Annotated in this window: 14 protein-coding genes; 8 read left to right on the plus strand and 6 right to left on the minus strand. The window is 67.5% G+C overall.

The genetic code is table 11. The features are described 5' to 3' along the window. The first annotated feature begins 7 nt into the window (after positions 1 to 7). The 5 genes from RCP37_RS08135 (at position 8) to RCP37_RS08155 (ending at position 3,090) form a co-directional block, all read left to right on the plus strand. Positions 8 to 778, plus strand: coding sequence for a MerR family transcriptional regulator (locus RCP37_RS08135; protein ID WP_308486390.1), 771 nt, complete (start codon positions 8 to 10; stop codon positions 776 to 778). An 18-nt stretch (positions 779 to 796) separates the two neighbouring features. Further along, entirely contained in the window at positions 797 to 1,357 is a 561-nt protein-coding gene (locus RCP37_RS08140) for an ester cyclase (protein WP_308486391.1), read from the plus strand. Between the two features lie 101 nt (positions 1,358 to 1,458). After that, positions 1,459 to 1,773 (plus strand): hypothetical protein, encoded by a 315-nt coding sequence (locus RCP37_RS08145; protein ID WP_308486392.1) that lies wholly within the window; start codon positions 1,459 to 1,461, stop codon positions 1,771 to 1,773. Then, positions 1,773 to 2,345, plus strand: coding sequence for a carboxymuconolactone decarboxylase family protein (locus tag RCP37_RS08150; RefSeq protein ID WP_308486393.1), 573 nt, complete (start codon positions 1,773 to 1,775; stop codon positions 2,343 to 2,345). Before RCP37_RS08145 ends, RCP37_RS08150 begins: the two co-directional genes overlap by 1 nt. A gap of 25 nt (positions 2,346 to 2,370) precedes the next feature. After that, complete coding sequence (locus RCP37_RS08155) at positions 2,371 to 3,090, plus strand: DUF2652 domain-containing protein (protein ID WP_308486394.1); 720 nt, start codon at positions 2,371 to 2,373, stop codon at positions 3,088 to 3,090. A 10-nt stretch (positions 3,091 to 3,100) separates the two neighbouring features. On the opposite strand, the gene RCP37_RS08160 is transcribed toward RCP37_RS08155, so the two are convergent. From RCP37_RS08160 to RCP37_RS08170, 3 genes are all read right to left on the minus strand, one after another. Beyond that, positions 3,101 to 3,787, minus strand: a complete 687-nt coding sequence (locus RCP37_RS08160) for a cutinase family protein (protein ID WP_308486395.1) — start codon at positions 3,785 to 3,787, stop codon at positions 3,101 to 3,103. An 85-nt stretch (positions 3,788 to 3,872) separates the two neighbouring features. Next, complete coding sequence (locus RCP37_RS08165; protein WP_308486396.1) at positions 3,873 to 5,456, minus strand: Na+/H+ antiporter; 1,584 nt, start codon at positions 5,454 to 5,456, stop codon at positions 3,873 to 3,875. 44 nt (positions 5,457 to 5,500) lie between these two features. Next, positions 5,501 to 6,133 carry a TetR/AcrR family transcriptional regulator gene (locus RCP37_RS08170; protein WP_224976199.1) on the minus strand — a complete coding sequence of 211 codons (633 nt, stop codon included), beginning with the start codon at positions 6,131 to 6,133 and terminating at the stop codon, positions 5,501 to 5,503. Positions 6,134 to 6,241: 108 nt separating this feature from the next. Here RCP37_RS08170 and RCP37_RS08175 point away from each other — a divergent pair, with 108 nt between their 5' ends. Genes RCP37_RS08175 through RCP37_RS08185 form a run of 3 tightly spaced genes read left to right on the plus strand, consistent with a single transcriptional unit; the run spans position 6,242 to position 9,536 of the window. Continuing rightward, a complete protein-coding gene (locus RCP37_RS08175) occupies positions 6,242 to 7,282 on the plus strand; it encodes an aromatic ring-hydroxylating dioxygenase subunit alpha (RefSeq protein ID WP_308486397.1) in 1,041 nt (346 codons plus the stop codon). Continuing rightward, positions 7,279 to 8,367, plus strand: a complete 1,089-nt coding sequence (locus RCP37_RS08180; RefSeq protein ID WP_308486398.1) for an NAD(P)H-dependent amine dehydrogenase family protein — start codon at positions 7,279 to 7,281, stop codon at positions 8,365 to 8,367. Before RCP37_RS08175 ends, RCP37_RS08180 begins: the two co-directional genes overlap by 4 nt. A 35-nt stretch (positions 8,368 to 8,402) precedes the next feature. Beyond that, positions 8,403 to 9,536 carry an acyl-CoA dehydrogenase family protein gene (locus RCP37_RS08185; RefSeq protein WP_308486990.1) on the plus strand — a complete coding sequence of 378 codons (1,134 nt, stop codon included), beginning with the start codon at positions 8,403 to 8,405 and terminating at the stop codon, positions 9,534 to 9,536. Between the two features lie 11 nt (positions 9,537 to 9,547). Here the strand turns inward: RCP37_RS08185 and RCP37_RS08190 are convergent, their stop codons facing one another. The 3 genes from RCP37_RS08190 to RCP37_RS08200 all read right to left on the minus strand — a co-directional run bounded on the left by RCP37_RS08190 (position 9,548) and on the right by RCP37_RS08200 (position 13,271). After that, positions 9,548 to 10,234 (minus strand): MPT63 family protein, encoded by a 687-nt coding sequence (locus tag RCP37_RS08190; protein ID WP_308486399.1) that lies wholly within the window; start codon positions 10,232 to 10,234, stop codon positions 9,548 to 9,550. 146 nt (positions 10,235 to 10,380) lie between these two features. Further along, on the minus strand, positions 10,381 to 11,427 hold the full coding sequence (locus RCP37_RS08195; protein ID WP_308486400.1) for a DUF1942 domain-containing protein: 1,047 nt from the start codon (positions 11,425 to 11,427) through the stop codon (positions 10,381 to 10,383). Positions 11,428 to 11,537: 110 nt separating this feature from the next. Next, positions 11,538 to 13,271, minus strand: a complete 1,734-nt coding sequence (locus RCP37_RS08200; RefSeq protein ID WP_308486401.1) for a serine/threonine-protein kinase — start codon at positions 13,269 to 13,271, stop codon at positions 11,538 to 11,540. Positions 13,272 to 13,273 lie beyond the last annotated feature (2 nt).

The raw sequence follows: 13,273 nt of genomic DNA on the forward strand, positions 1-13,273 counted from the left end.
TGTCAAGGTGACCGAGTACCGGATCGACGATCTTGCGAGACAGGCTGGGACCACCACTCGCAACGTCCGGGTGTACCAGGAGAGCGGTCTGTTGCCCCGGCCTCAACGCCGGGGTCGGGTCGCGATCTACACCGACCGGCACCTGAAGCAGTTGCAGGCGATCATCCGTTTGCTCGGTGAGGGATTCACGGTCAAACACATCCTGAAGTTCCTGACCGGGCTGCAGCGGGGCGATGCGTTGGTCGAGGTCCTGGATCTGGCTGATCTGGGCGAGTTGGTGACTGCGCCATGGTCACGTCCGTTGTCGCAGACCATGACGCGAGAACAGTTGGAGGAGCGGCTGGGCCGGTTGGACGCCGCCTTGCTGCGGCGCCTGACCACCAGTGGAGTCATCGAGCCGACCGACGTCGACAACGTCTACCGGGTGGCAGACACGAATCAGATCGATGACCTCGCGACGTTGATGTCGCGCGGGATGCCGTTGGCGACGATGCTGAAGACCGTGACCGCAGTCGACAAGAAGTTGGACGATGCGGCCGGACTTCTGACGCGCAGCGGACATGCCGAGGTGGTCCGCCAGCGCGGGCCAGGGTGGTTGCCGACCAATGACGACGAACTCGCCTGGGCCGCGGACCTGGTCGACGCGATGCGCAGGGTGGCGAGGCGGTCGGCGCACGCCAGCCTGGACCGGGCATTCGATGCGGCGGTGCGCGCCGAGCTGCGGCAGTATCGGCAGGTGAGCGACGAGCGCGAAACTCGCCGGCAGGACAACGCATGACTCCGTAAGGGGAACACCGTGACCGATCGCTACGCCATCCCGTCCGTCGAGGTCCTGCACGCCCGGGAGAAGCTGGTCCTCGACCATTTCCGGGACGAAGTGCGGCAGGACTGGGACGACGTGCTGGCCACGTTTCCGCACCCCCACTACGAGATCATCCCGACGCTGACCGTGCACGACGGCGACGCGGAAGTGCGCGGCTACTATCACGACACCCGCGTGGCCTTCCCGGACCAGAACCACGAGATCATCGCGCTGCGCCATAGCGCCGACGCGGTGATCGTCGAGTTCTGGCTGACCGGAACACATCTGGGACCGCTGGGCAGCATTCCGGCCACCGGATCACGTCACCGCACCCGCATGACCGCCTACTTCGTCTTCGACGAGCACGAGAATCTGGCGATCGAGCGCATCTACTTCGACACCCTGTCCATGGTCAAACAACTGCTCGCCGGCATCAACCTGCGCGATCCGCGCTCCTGGCCGCTGGTCGTCCGCGTTGTGCGGGGTCTGCTGCGCATGTCGGGGGCTCCAGATCCCGGCCTCGTTCACACCCCGCCGGCGGATCTGTCGCGCTGAGCCGCCCAGATCTAGACCGTACGGACCGTGCGGTCGCACAATGGACGGGTAGTGACCAGTCGATGTGACCCCGCGCGGGACGAGGAGGTCTACGAAAACCCATGTCCGACATCACCGAATTACATCAAGCGCTGCAAGCCCGCGTTCTCGGTCAGGGCGGGACCGCGCCGCTCGAATTGCGTCGGGCCGCGTATGACAACGCCGGTCTCGAGGAACCGATCAACACGCTGATCGACAAGGTTACCCTGCGCTCGTACAGCGTCGGCGACGAGGACGTTGACGCCGCCCGAGTCGTAGGTCTGAGCGAAGACGAGATCTTCGAGCTCGTGGTGTGCGCCGCGGTCGGCCAGGCAACCCGGCAGTACACCAGTGCACTGGAGGCGCTGGCCGAAGCCACCGAGGACCGGGGAACGTGATGAGGCTGACGATCCTCGACCGCGGCCACCGGCTACGTACCAAAGCCCTGCTGGGCATCATTCGGCTGGTGTCACGGCAGCCGGTTGTCGACGCCGTCAAACTCGCGTTCTATCGCCCGGAGTTTTACGGCGGCGGTCCGCTGACCAACGAGGCGATGCGCGGGCCGTCGGCGTGGACCATCGGGGAACGCGAACTCATGGCCGCCTACGTCTCGAAGGTCAACGACTGCCCGTTCTGCATCGCCGCGCACACGGCCACCTCGAACATCTGCTACGCCGATGCGACCGCAGGCGCCACCCTCGCCGATCTGGACACCGCCCCGATCACCGAAGAGCTGCGGGCCACCCTTCGCCTGCTCGACAAGCTGACGCGCCAGCACCGCGTCGACGCCGACGACGTACGCGCCGTGCTGGCGGCCGGCGTCACTCCCGCGCAGGTCAAGGACGCACTGGCGGTCGGTCTGGTGTTCAACATCACCGATCGGTTGGCCAATGCGTTCGACTTCGAGGTGGCCGGCCCCGCCGCCATGGCGGCCGGCGCACGCCATCTGGTGAAGCATGGTTATGGCTAGCAACGCGGACTAGACTGTTGTGTTCATGGCCATCCGGCGCGCGGTGCTCGTCATTGCCGACATCGGCGGATACACCGCCTACATGAACTGGAACCGGACCCATCTGGTGCACGCCCAGATGGCGGTGGCCGCTCTACTGGAATCGGTCATCGATGCCGCCAAGGGCATGAAGCTTGCGAAGCTGGAGGGCGACGCCGCCTTCTTCTGGGCGCCCGATGGTGACGCGCAGGTGTTGGTCAGCGAGCGGTTGTCGCGGATGCATCAGGCGTTCCTGAATCGTCGGGCTCGCATCGAGAACGGCCGCAACTGTCACTGTGAAAGCTGCGAGCAGCTGATGAACCTCTCGCTGAAGTTCGTTGCGCATGAGGGCGAGGTGGCCGAGCAGAAGGTCAAGCGCCACACCGAACTTGCCGGCGTCGACGTCATCCTGGTGCATCGGATGCTCAAGAACCTGGTGCCGGTTCCCGAATACGTGTTGATGACCGATGCCATCGCGCAGCGGCTTGATGAGCCGGTTCGCGCCGTGTGCACGCCACTGGTGCACGACTTCGAAGGGCTGGGCCAAACGTCGACCTACTACCTGGACCTCGCGAAGTCAGCGGTACAACCGCCGGCGGACGCCATGGGATTTCGCGGCCGGATGAGGTTTCGGTGGAAGGCGCTGCCGTTCGTGGTCGGAGCCAAACAACCCTGCGAAGGATTCCGGGGCCTGGACCGTAGCGCCCCCGAACTCTCGAAGGGCTGATGGCGGTCGGCTACAGCTTTCCCGCGACGAAGTCCGCTGCCTCGTTGACCATGCCTGCGGAGATGTAGGCGCTGGCCAGGTGTTGTGGCCAGTTCGCTTCCCAGGTGTTCGGGTCCGCGGGGTTGCAGATCGGGTCGGCGCCATGGCACTGCTCGATGGTCCGATCGTTGTAGATCGGGTTGAAGTTGGTGATGGGTCCGACCCATTGACTGCCGTTTCCGAACAGCGCCACCGCGGCGATGTGTTCGTCGGCGCCCGGTGGCAGGGGATTGTTGAAGCCGAACGCCGAGAAGGGGACCGCAAGCACCACGTCGGTGACTGCGGCGCCCAGCGAGTAGCCCCCCGGAACGATGCGGGTGTTGGGGCAACCGTTGATGGTGTTCTGGATGTGGGCGCTCATGTCATTGGCGCCCCTGTCGATCTCATTGTCGGCGGGGTAGTTCACCGCATACAGACTGACGTATTTGGAGGTCTTGGAGCGCAGCGCGCTGACGAACGCGTTGCCGATCGCGCCGGCCCCGGGCGATTCCAGACGCCCACGGGCGAACACCACTTCGACGTCGGGGCAGGCCGCGCTGGCCGGCGCCACGGCACCGGGCGTGCCGGCGGGAATCACGACGGGGGCGGTCAGCAAAACTGCCGCCAGTACAGTGCCTCGCCGGGTGAGTCTCAATCGGCGGGCCGAGGAATCGCTCACGAAGTGGATAGTAGTGGTCTGCGACCATCCTGTCGCCTCCGGCCGGGACCCGCTCAGCGCGTTGGGACACCGACCTGCCCGGCCGCTATTCGGTATCGGCCGGCCCCAGCAGTCGCACTTCCTCCAGGTCCATTTCGGCCTGCACCTCACGTAATACGATGTCGTCGATCTGATTTCGGTCGCGCAGTTCGGTGACGGCACTGCGCTTGTGCTCCAGGACGCCCAGGTGCACCCGGCGCACCATGTCGTCGCGTTCGGCGGCGGCGTTGGGCTGATCGGACACCGCCACGAGCTCGGCCTGATCCCGGTATTCCTTGAGCAGCCGACCCACCAGATCCGGGCTGACGTCGAGTTCGTCGGCGACCCGCGGTAACGCTTCCAGGGCGGCTTCGGCGGCGCGGGTGCGTGCCAGGTGCAGCTCCTCGGCGTGCGCTGCGTCTTCGGGCATCCGTGCCCATCGCACGACGGCCGGCAGGGTGCTGCCTTGGACCAGCACCGTCACCAGGATCACGAAGGTGACCACGTAGATGATCAGGTTGCGATCCGGAAAAGGGGTGCCGGCGTGGGTGGTCAACGGGACGGCCAGCGCCGCGGCCAGGGAGACCGCGCCGCGGAAGCCCGCCCAACTCGATACCGCGCGCTGGCGCCAGCCCACCCGACGGGTCCGCTGCACGGGACGCCGGTCCAGGGTGCGCAGCAGCACGGTGGTGATCTCCGACCAGGCGATTCGGGTCACGATGACCACACCGGTGACAGCCAGGGCCAGCATCGTGGCATGGCGAAGGCCGGCGCCGACATTCTCGATCCCGTGCACCGCGCCGGGAATCTGGACGCCGACGAACACCCACAGTGAGCCATTGATCAAAAACGTCGCCATGTCCCAGAACGCGTAGGCCTGCAACCGGGAACGGGCCCCGATCACCCGTGGGCCGACGTAGGACAGCACCAGCGCCGACACCAGCACCGCGACGACGCCGCTGCAGTGAAAGGTTTGGGCGAGCAGGAACGCCGCGAACGGCGTCAAGATGCTCAGGGCGCCTTCTTCCAGCGGCGCGTCGATGCGGCGGCGCAGCAGCGTGACCGCGGCGCCCACCAGTAGGCCGGCCGCGATACCGCCCAGGTATGAGCCGACGAAGCGGCCCACCAGGTCGATGGGGCCGATCGCGGGGCTGCCCGTGGCGACTGCGACGGTCACCGCGAACAGCACCAGCGCGGTGCCGTCGTTGATGATGCTTTCGGCGCGTAGCACGGTCAGCGGCCGGCGCGGCAACTTCTTGGCCAGGCCGGCCACCGCGGCCGCATCGGTGGGCGAGAGGACGGCACCCAGGACCGACGCCGCGTGTGGCTCCATGCCCAGCGATCGCGCCGTCCAGGACACCGCCACGGCGGTCGCGATCACCAGGCCGACGCTGATGAGCACGATCACGCGCAGGTTCGCCCGGATCTCTCGGAAGCTGGTGTTCATGCTCTCCCAGTACAGGATCGCCGGCAGGAACAGCAGCAACACGATCTCCCCGTCGAGCTGGGTTTCGCCGAAGCGGGGGATCAGGCCCAGCATGCCGCCGAGCAGGATGAGCAACACCGGGGGGCCGACGCGATAGCGCTTGCCCAGGATGGTGCCGCCGACCACGGTGGCGACGAGTGTGACAACAACGACGAGGCCAAACACCATCACATCCTTGCGTGGTCGTGCGGTTTGCGCAGCCCCCGGTCTCAGCCGGGCCGGGACTGCTCGAGGTATGCCGCCAGCGCGTTGGTCAGGCCGCGGCGGGCCTCGTCCAGGTCGGCATAGGAGCCCAGCTGGCGTTCGGAGACCAGCCCGCGCATCGCACCGGGGATGAGGGCAGCCACCTCCCGCACCCGCTGGGGGTCGACTCCGAGGTCGGCGAACGCCGCATGGCATGTCGTCAGCCAGCTCTTGCCCCAGGAGAACAATTCGGCCGCGGTGCGCGGATACAGCCGCTCCAATTCGCGGTGGTCGCGGGGGAGTGCGGCCCGCAGGTTCTCGATCGCCCGCGAATCCGGCGAGGCCAGCCCGTCATAGAGCGTGTCGATGATGGCCGCAACCCGTTCCCGCAGCGGCGCATCCGATTTCACGCTGCCGAACGCCGAGATCGCGGCGTCGCGGCGCTCGGCGGTGCGGTGCAACACCGCCGCCCAGAATCCGTCGACGTCGCCGAACTGATACTGCACCGCGCCCCAGGTGGCGCCGCTCTCCTTGGCGATCCGGCTGGCCGACACCGCGCCGGGGTCCCCGGTGGCCAGGGAGCGCACCGCGGCGTCCAGCATCGCCTCGCGGGTTGCCAGCCCCCGCTTATTGCTTCGCCGCGTCTCCGATTGAGCCATCCGCCGAATCCTAACAACATTTACATAGCGCCCACTATGATTCCGTTGCTATGCGCACTATGCTGCGACAGTCGGCCCGCTCGGAGACCACAGAGAGGACACGTTGACATGGCCAAACCGCCGTTGTCGATGAACCCGACAGGCTGGTTTCAAGTCGCCTGGTCTGACGAGATCGGCATCGGCGATGTCCACGCCATGAAGTACTTCGGCCGGGAGATGGTGGCCTGGCGGGCCGAGTCAGGTCAGCTCACCGTGATGAACGCCTACTGCGAACACCTCGGCGCGCATCTGGGTTTCGGCGGCACCGTCTGCGGCGAGGTGCTGCAATGTCCGTTCCACGGTTGGCAGTGGAACTCCCAGGGCCGCAACGTCTGCATTCCCTACCAGGACAAGCCCAACCGCGGTAGGCGCATCACCACCTATCCGGTCACCGAACGCAACGAAGCGGTCTACATCTGGAACGACGCGCAGGGCCGGGAACCGTTCTTCGACGCGCCGGATGTGTTCGCCAGCTTCGACGACCGCAGCGCCGCCGATTACTACCCGCAACAGCGACTGTTTCGCGCGGGCCTGGAGCTGCACCCGCAGTACGTGCTGGAGAACGGGGTGGACTTCGCCCACTTCAAATACGTGCACAAGACCCCGATCGTGCCGGTGTTCACCCGCCACGATTTCGCCGAACCGGTGTCCTACGTCGACTTCACCATCACCTTCGAGGGCGACGACGGTCAGAGGATCGAGGACGTCAACAGCGGCGTCGAAGCCATCAACGGCGGCTTGGGGATTGCGGTGACCAAGAGCTGGGGAATGATCGACAACCGGACTATTTCCGCGATCACGCCCGTCGACGACTCCACCTCCGACGTCCGCTTCATGGTCTACATCGGCCGGTCGCCGCATAAGCCCGGCGATCCTGATCGCGCCGAGGCCCGGGCAGTCGACTTCGGGCGTGAAGTCATCCGCCAATTCGAGCAGGACATCCACATCTGGTCGCATCAGCGCTATTCGGATCCGCCGGCCCTGGCGACCGCCGAGTTTGAGGGCTTCACCGCAATCCGCCAGTGGGCCAAGCAGTTCTATCCCGACGGCATCGGTGGCAGTGCTGCCGAGGTCGCTGAACTCAGAGCGCAGAAAGGTTTCACCGCATGAACGCAGCCGCCGCACCCGTCCGCGTCTTCCAGGTCGCCACCGGCAACGTCGGGACCGAGATGATCCGGCGGTTCGCCGCCCGCGATGATCTCGAACTGGTAGGCGTGCACTGCTATTCGCCGGACAAGATCGGCAAAGACACCGGCGAGCTGGCCGGGATCGGCCCCAACGGCGTGATCGCGACCGGCAGTGTCGAGGAGATCATCGCCGCCAGGCCCGACGTGCTGACGTTTCACGGGGTGTTTCCCGACGAGGACCTCTACGTCCAGATCCTGGAAGCGGGCATCAACATCGTGACCACCGCGGACTGGATCACCGGCTGGCACCGTGACCGCAACCACCCGCACCCGTCGGGCAAACCGGTGACGCAGCTGCTGGCCGAGGCTTGTGAGAAGGGCGGCGCGAGTTTCTACGGCACCGGCATGAACCCCGGGCTCAATCAGATTCTGGGCGTGGTGTGTTCGGCCGATGTCGCCGAGATCGAGAACATCACCACCATCGAGTCGGTGGACGTGTCGTGTCACCACTCCAAGGACACCTGGATCGAGGTGGGTTACGGCCAGCCGGCCGACGATCCAGAGATCCCCGCCAAGCTGGAGAAGTTCACCCGGGTCTTCGCCGACAGCGTGCTGATGATGGCCGACTGCTTCGATCTGACCCTCGATGAGGTGACGTTCGACTACGAACTGGGAGTGTGCACCAGGGACGTCGACCTGGGCTGGTACACCCTGCCCAAAGGCTCCTTGGGCGGCAACTACATCAAGTATCAGGGGATGGTCAACGGTGTGCCGCGCGTCGAGACGCATCTGGAGTGGCAGATGACGCCGTTCACCGAGCCGAACTGGAACATCAAGGGCTGCTACATCACCCGGGTCACCGGTGATCCGTGCGTCTACAACAAGCACATGATCTTTCCCAAGCCCGGAATTGACCTGTCCAACCCGGACAACTTCGCCTCGATCGGCATGACCGTGACCGGATTGCCCGCCCTCAACGCGATCAAGTCGGTGGTGGCGGCGCCGCCGGGCCTGCTGACCAGCGCCGACCTGCCGCTGCGCGGATTCGCCGGGCGATTCCGCAGGTGAGTGAGGCCGGCGGGCTTGCCGCACTGGCACGTGGCATGCGCGACCTGGTGGCGGCCGAGGCCGCCGCGTCCGAGCAGTGCCGCACCCTGACCGATCCCATCGTCGACGAGATGTGGCGCACCGGGTTGATGTCGGCGTTCAATCCCGCCGCCGCCGGTGGAGTCGAGCCGTCATTTGCCGAGATGATCGAGACCTGGATCGAAATGGCATGGCAGGACGGGTCATTCGGCTGGGTCGGTATCGCCAACATGCCGTCGTCCTTCGCGGCCGCCACGTACCTACCCGACGACGGGTTCGATGAGGTGTTCACCTCCCAGGGCAATCACGTCACGCTGGGCGGCCAATACTTCCCCAACGGCCAGGGTGTCGCCGTCGACGGCGGCTACCGGCTCAGTGGATCGTGGAGCTTCGGCTCGGGGATCGGCCACTCCCAGTACGTCGCGGCCGGCTTCTTCCCGATGGACGACGGCGAGATGCGCTGGGTCAGCGACGGAATACCCGACATGCAGGTCGCGGTGCTCCCGCGTGAGCAGGTCTCCTTCAACGACGGGTGGCATGTCCAGGGGCTCAAGGGAACCGGCTCCTACGACTACAGCGCCCAGGACGTGTTCGTACCAGGGAGCCGGACCTTTCCACTGTTCTGCCGTACGCCACTTCGCGGCGCGTCGCCGGCGGCTCGGATGGGCCTGATGCCGGTGACCGCCGCGGGCCACGCGTCCTGGGCGCTCGGTGTGGCCAAAAGCATGCTCGACGACGTGACTGAGCTGGCAGCCACCAAATACCGGATGAGCGACATGGCGGCGTTGGCCAGCCGCCCGACGTTTCAGAAGGATCTGGCTCACCACGTCGCCGCGTGGCGGGCCGCTCGCTTGCTGGTGCTCGATGCGTTCACCACGGCCGAAACCGCCGTCGCGGCAGGCGAAGACCTGACGCCGGGACTGCGGGCCGACATGCGGGTGGCAGCCGTCTACGCCACCGATACCGCCAGAAGCTGCGCCGAATGGGCACATCTGGCGGCCGGAACCACGGCGATTCGCGAAGGCAGCCGCCTCGAACGAGCATTCCGCGACATCTACACCGGAACCCAGCACGCCTTCATCAGCGAGAAGGTCGCTATCGACGCGGCCCAGATCTGGCTCGGACTGATCGACGACCAGTTCGGCCTCTGAGCCGCCACGCGTTAGGGCGCCTCGGCGGGCAGCGGTGTGCCGGAACTGCCCTCGGGCAGCGGGGTTCCGGAGCTTCCGGACGGCGGAGCTGACGGTGCGGGGTGCGCGGGCCGCGACGCCGGGGGACGGGCCGGTGCAGCAGGAGCCCGGTTGCTGCCACCGCTCGCCGAGAGCTGAGATCCGCCCGCGGGGGCTTGCGGCTGCGTCGGAGCCTGCGGAGCCGGGGCCACCCATCGGATCAGGTCCGCGCCCCCGGTCTGGTACACCATGCTGTTCGGGACGTCGCCGGTGACGTCGAAATAGACCTTGCCGCTGGCCTTCTGGCCCTGGGTCAGGGCGACGGGAGCGATGCCCTGTGCGGTGGGCACGGTGAACAAAGCCTGGTAGTTCTGGCCGCTGGCCGAACGGGCACTGAGGTTGGCAACGATCGGAAAGACGGCGCCCTGGATCGCCTCGTCGGTGGCGGTGGCCTCCCACAGGGTGCCGCGGGGCTGATAGGGGATGGCGTCCGAGCTGGGGCGCAGATCGCTGATGGTCCAGCCGTGCACGCCGGGCCCTTCGGGCACGGTTCCCTGGGTGCCGATCGGTTGGGTGGCCGGGGCGGGGGCCGGGTCAGGATCCGCGCCGGCGATCCCGGTGCTGAGGGCGCCCGCGGCGACCAGTGCTCCCGCGGCCAGGGCGGTCGAGATGGACTTCATGGAAGTGTCTCCTCAAATCGGCTGCATGCCGACGACATTGGTACTCAAGTACTTCAATCGTAACGGGCTGCGGACCAGGCTACCCAGGAACGAGTCCGGCCCGACCTCGCGGTAGGAGGCCGGGCCGGATTGGCGATGAACTTCGGTCAGTTCGATGTGGTCGAGCCGCTCGTGCCGCTGGCGGCGGGAAGCGGCGTGCCCTGATTTCCGGCGGCAGCCGACGTGGTGCCATCCGGACCAGTGCCCGCCGAGCCGGCCGTACCAGTCGTGCCGGTCGCTTCGCTCGTCGAAGCACCGGGCGCCTCCGCGGGGAGCGGCGTACCCGAGCTGCCGGCGGCGGCCGACGCCTCGGACTGGGTCGGCGTACCCGGGGTCTGCTGCGAGGACGGCGCCGGGCCGCTGGCCGAAGTCGACGCTTCCGCGCTGCCCGCGCCGGCCTGGGTCTGCGAGCCCGAGGTGCCGGTGGCCGCCGGACCATCCGAGCCGGTGGCAGCGGCCGGAGTGCCGCCGGCCTCGGCCGGCAGCGGGGTGCCCTGGCTGCTCGCGGGCAGCGGGGTGCCCTGGCTACCGGCGGCAGCCGGCGTGGTCTCGGTAGCGGCCGGGGCGCCCTGGGTTCCCGGCTGGGCAGGCTTGGTGCCGGTGGCCGCCGGACCGGAAGCGTGCTGCGAACCCGTGGCCGCCGGACCCGACGCACCGCCGGCCGGGGTGGTCGGCGCGGCGGGGGTCCAGACCAGCAGGTCCTGACCGGAGCCCTGGTAGACCGCGCTGTTGGGCGCGTCGCCGGTGACGTCGAAGTAGACCTTGCCGCTGGTCTTCTGGCCCTGCGTCAGGTTGGCCGGGTTCACGCCCTGCGCGCTGGCCACCGTGAACAGCGCCGGGTAGGTCTGACCGCTCGCTGAGCGCGCGCCGAGGTTGGCGATCACCGGGGTGACGTTGCCCTGCAGTGCCACGTCGGTGGCGGTGGCCTCCCACAGGGTGCCGCGCGGCTGGTAGGGGATGGCGTCGGTGCTGGGGCGCAGGTCACTGACCGTCCAGCCCTGGATGACACCGCCGTTCTCCACGGTGCCCTGGGTGCCGATCGGGTGGGTCGAGGGGGCGACGTCGCCGGCGTCCGCACTGGCGGTCGCGGCGGTGACGGCTCCGGCTGCGGCCAACGCGCCCGCGGCTGCCACGGCAGTAGTGAAGAACTTCATTATGAGTTGACTCCTCGGTTCGACGGGATCTCGCAGGTGACGCAGGGACTCCAAGTCGAAAATCCTAACGGATTTGACAGCGGCGTTTGTTCGTGTTCCAGGATCGACGGTCAGGAGTGCGAACTCCACCACGTGTAGAACTGCTCCAGCGTGGGTGTGTTTCTTTCCGTTCGCAGTGAGCCGATCACCAGGTTCGCGTCGTTGGTCCAGACCAGCACGGGCGACCCCTGCCGCATCCCGCACAGCAGTGTTCCGGCCGTCTTGTCCGGGGCGGCGCTGCGATGCCAGGCTCCCGGCGACTGAATCCGGCCCGGGCAGTTGACGACGGTGGTGGCCTGCACCGTGTTGTCGAAGCTCTGGCGCAGTGCGGTGGCATCGGGGAACAGCGCGTAAGTCGCGGCGGGCGGGCCGTCGAGATCGGTGTTGCGGCCACACGTCACCTCGGCGATGGCCCCGCTCGTCGGCGCGGACGCCGTACAGGTGTCCTGCGGATAGCCCGACGGCAGCAGCTTGAGCAGGCGAGCCTGTGCCTCGGCCGCAGACACCGTCGTGGTGGGCTGACTCGCGCCCGCCGCGGACTGGGAAGTGTCGGTGTCGGCGGCCAGCTCGTCAGACCCCGATCGGTTCGTCATCCAGGTGATCAACCCGACGACCACGATCAGCGCCGCCCCGAGGCGCAGCAGCAGCTTGCGTTTGGCGGGATCGTGGTTCTGACGAAATCGTCGTGACGCGCTGAACCAGTCGTCTGCGGCCGTCGAGACCCGGGGCAGACCGGACTGCCCGGTGGGGCGGGCTGCGGACACCGGTTCGGGAATCGGGGCGGGCTGGGCCGGCGGCGGGGTTGGTTGCACCTCCGGCACCGGCGGCACCTCACGCACCGGGGCAGGGGCAACCTCGGCCGTCGAAGCAGGCGAGGCCGACGGCTCAGCGGTAGCCACCTCGTCCGGTACCAGCGGCGGGGTGGACTGCTGGCTGGCCTCATAGATCTGCAGCGTCCGGTGCTGGTCGGGCGCGCTGAGCGCCTGATAGGCCGCGGTCGCCAGCTCCGCGGCGTTGGCATAACGGCCCTGCGGATCCTTGGCCATACCTTTGGCGACGACCTCATCCAAGGCGGCCGGGATGCTCGCGCCGGCAAGACTGGGCCGCGGAATCGGTTTGGTCTGATGCGCGTTGGCGAGCATCTTGAGGCTGTCGGCGCGGTACGGCGGCGAGCCCGTCAAGCACTGGTAGAGCACGCATGCCAGCGCATAGACATCGACGGCCGGCCCGAAGTCACTGCCGGAGAACAGCTCCGGCGCCGCGTACTTCCAGCGGGCACCGGCGTTCTCGGCATCGGCTGCCTCGGCACCGGGCGCGCCGGCCAACCCGAAATCCACCAGATAGACGAAGTCATCACTGGTCAGCAGGATGTTGCGCGGTTTGACGCCGCGGTGGATCACGCCGGCGCTGTGCGCGGCATCCAGGGCCGACGCCGCCTGCCACACCACGTTCACCGCACGTGAGGGAGGCAGTACCCCGTTGCGCTTCAACACCGCGGCCAAGTCGGCACCGGCCACCAGCGGCATATCGATGAACACCTGGCCGTCGAGCTCGCCGTAGTCGCGAACCGGGACCACGTGCGGCTCCTGCACCCGCCCGACGACCAGCGCCTCGCGCTGCAGCCATTCGCGGAACGCCGGATTCCCGCCCAACGGCGGCGCCAGCAGCTTGAGCGCGGCGGTGCGGTCCTTCTGTGTGTCGACCGCCTCGTAGACCTCACCGGTGGTGCCGCGTCCCAGCAGTCGTTTGAGGAGGTAACGCCCCACTCGTGACCCAGCCCGCGAACCCGACGCGGTCTCGCTCATCA

The organism is Mycolicibacter sp. MU0102, assembly GCF_963378105.1.
Classification (GTDB): domain Bacteria; phylum Actinomycetota; class Actinomycetes; order Mycobacteriales; family Mycobacteriaceae; genus Mycobacterium; species Mycobacterium holstebronense.

What these genes read in the sequence shown, in the direction of transcription:
- RCP37_RS08155 (WP_308486394.1), top strand. Translation starts at nt 2,371, where the DNA reads ATGGCCATCCGGCGCGCGGTGCTCGTCATTGCCGACATCGGCGGATAC.
- RCP37_RS08145 (WP_308486392.1), top strand. Translation starts at nt 1,459, where the DNA reads ATGTCCGACATCACCGAATTACATCAAGCGCTGCAAGCCCGCGTTCTC.
- RCP37_RS08185 (WP_308486990.1), top strand. Translation starts at nt 8,403, where the DNA reads ATGCGCGACCTGGTGGCGGCCGAGGCCGCCGCGTCCGAGCAGTGCCGC.
- RCP37_RS08175 (WP_308486397.1), top strand. Translation starts at nt 6,242, where the DNA reads ATGGCCAAACCGCCGTTGTCGATGAACCCGACAGGCTGGTTTCAAGTC.
- RCP37_RS08150 (WP_308486393.1), top strand. Translation starts at nt 1,773, where the DNA reads ATGAGGCTGACGATCCTCGACCGCGGCCACCGGCTACGTACCAAAGCC.
- RCP37_RS08195 (WP_308486400.1), bottom strand. Translation starts at nt 11,427, where the DNA reads ATGAAGTTCTTCACTACTGCCGTGGCAGCCGCGGGCGCGTTGGCCGCA.
- RCP37_RS08170 (WP_224976199.1), bottom strand. Translation starts at nt 6,133, where the DNA reads ATGGCTCAATCGGAGACGCGGCGAAGCAATAAGCGGGGGCTGGCAACC.
- RCP37_RS08200 (WP_308486401.1), bottom strand. Translation starts at nt 13,271, where the DNA reads ATGAGCGAGACCGCGTCGGGTTCGCGGGCTGGGTCACGAGTGGGGCGT.
- RCP37_RS08180 (WP_308486398.1), top strand. Translation starts at nt 7,279, where the DNA reads ATGAACGCAGCCGCCGCACCCGTCCGCGTCTTCCAGGTCGCCACCGGC.
- RCP37_RS08190 (WP_308486399.1), bottom strand. Translation starts at nt 10,234, where the DNA reads ATGAAGTCCATCTCGACCGCCCTGGCCGCGGGAGCACTGGTCGCCGCG.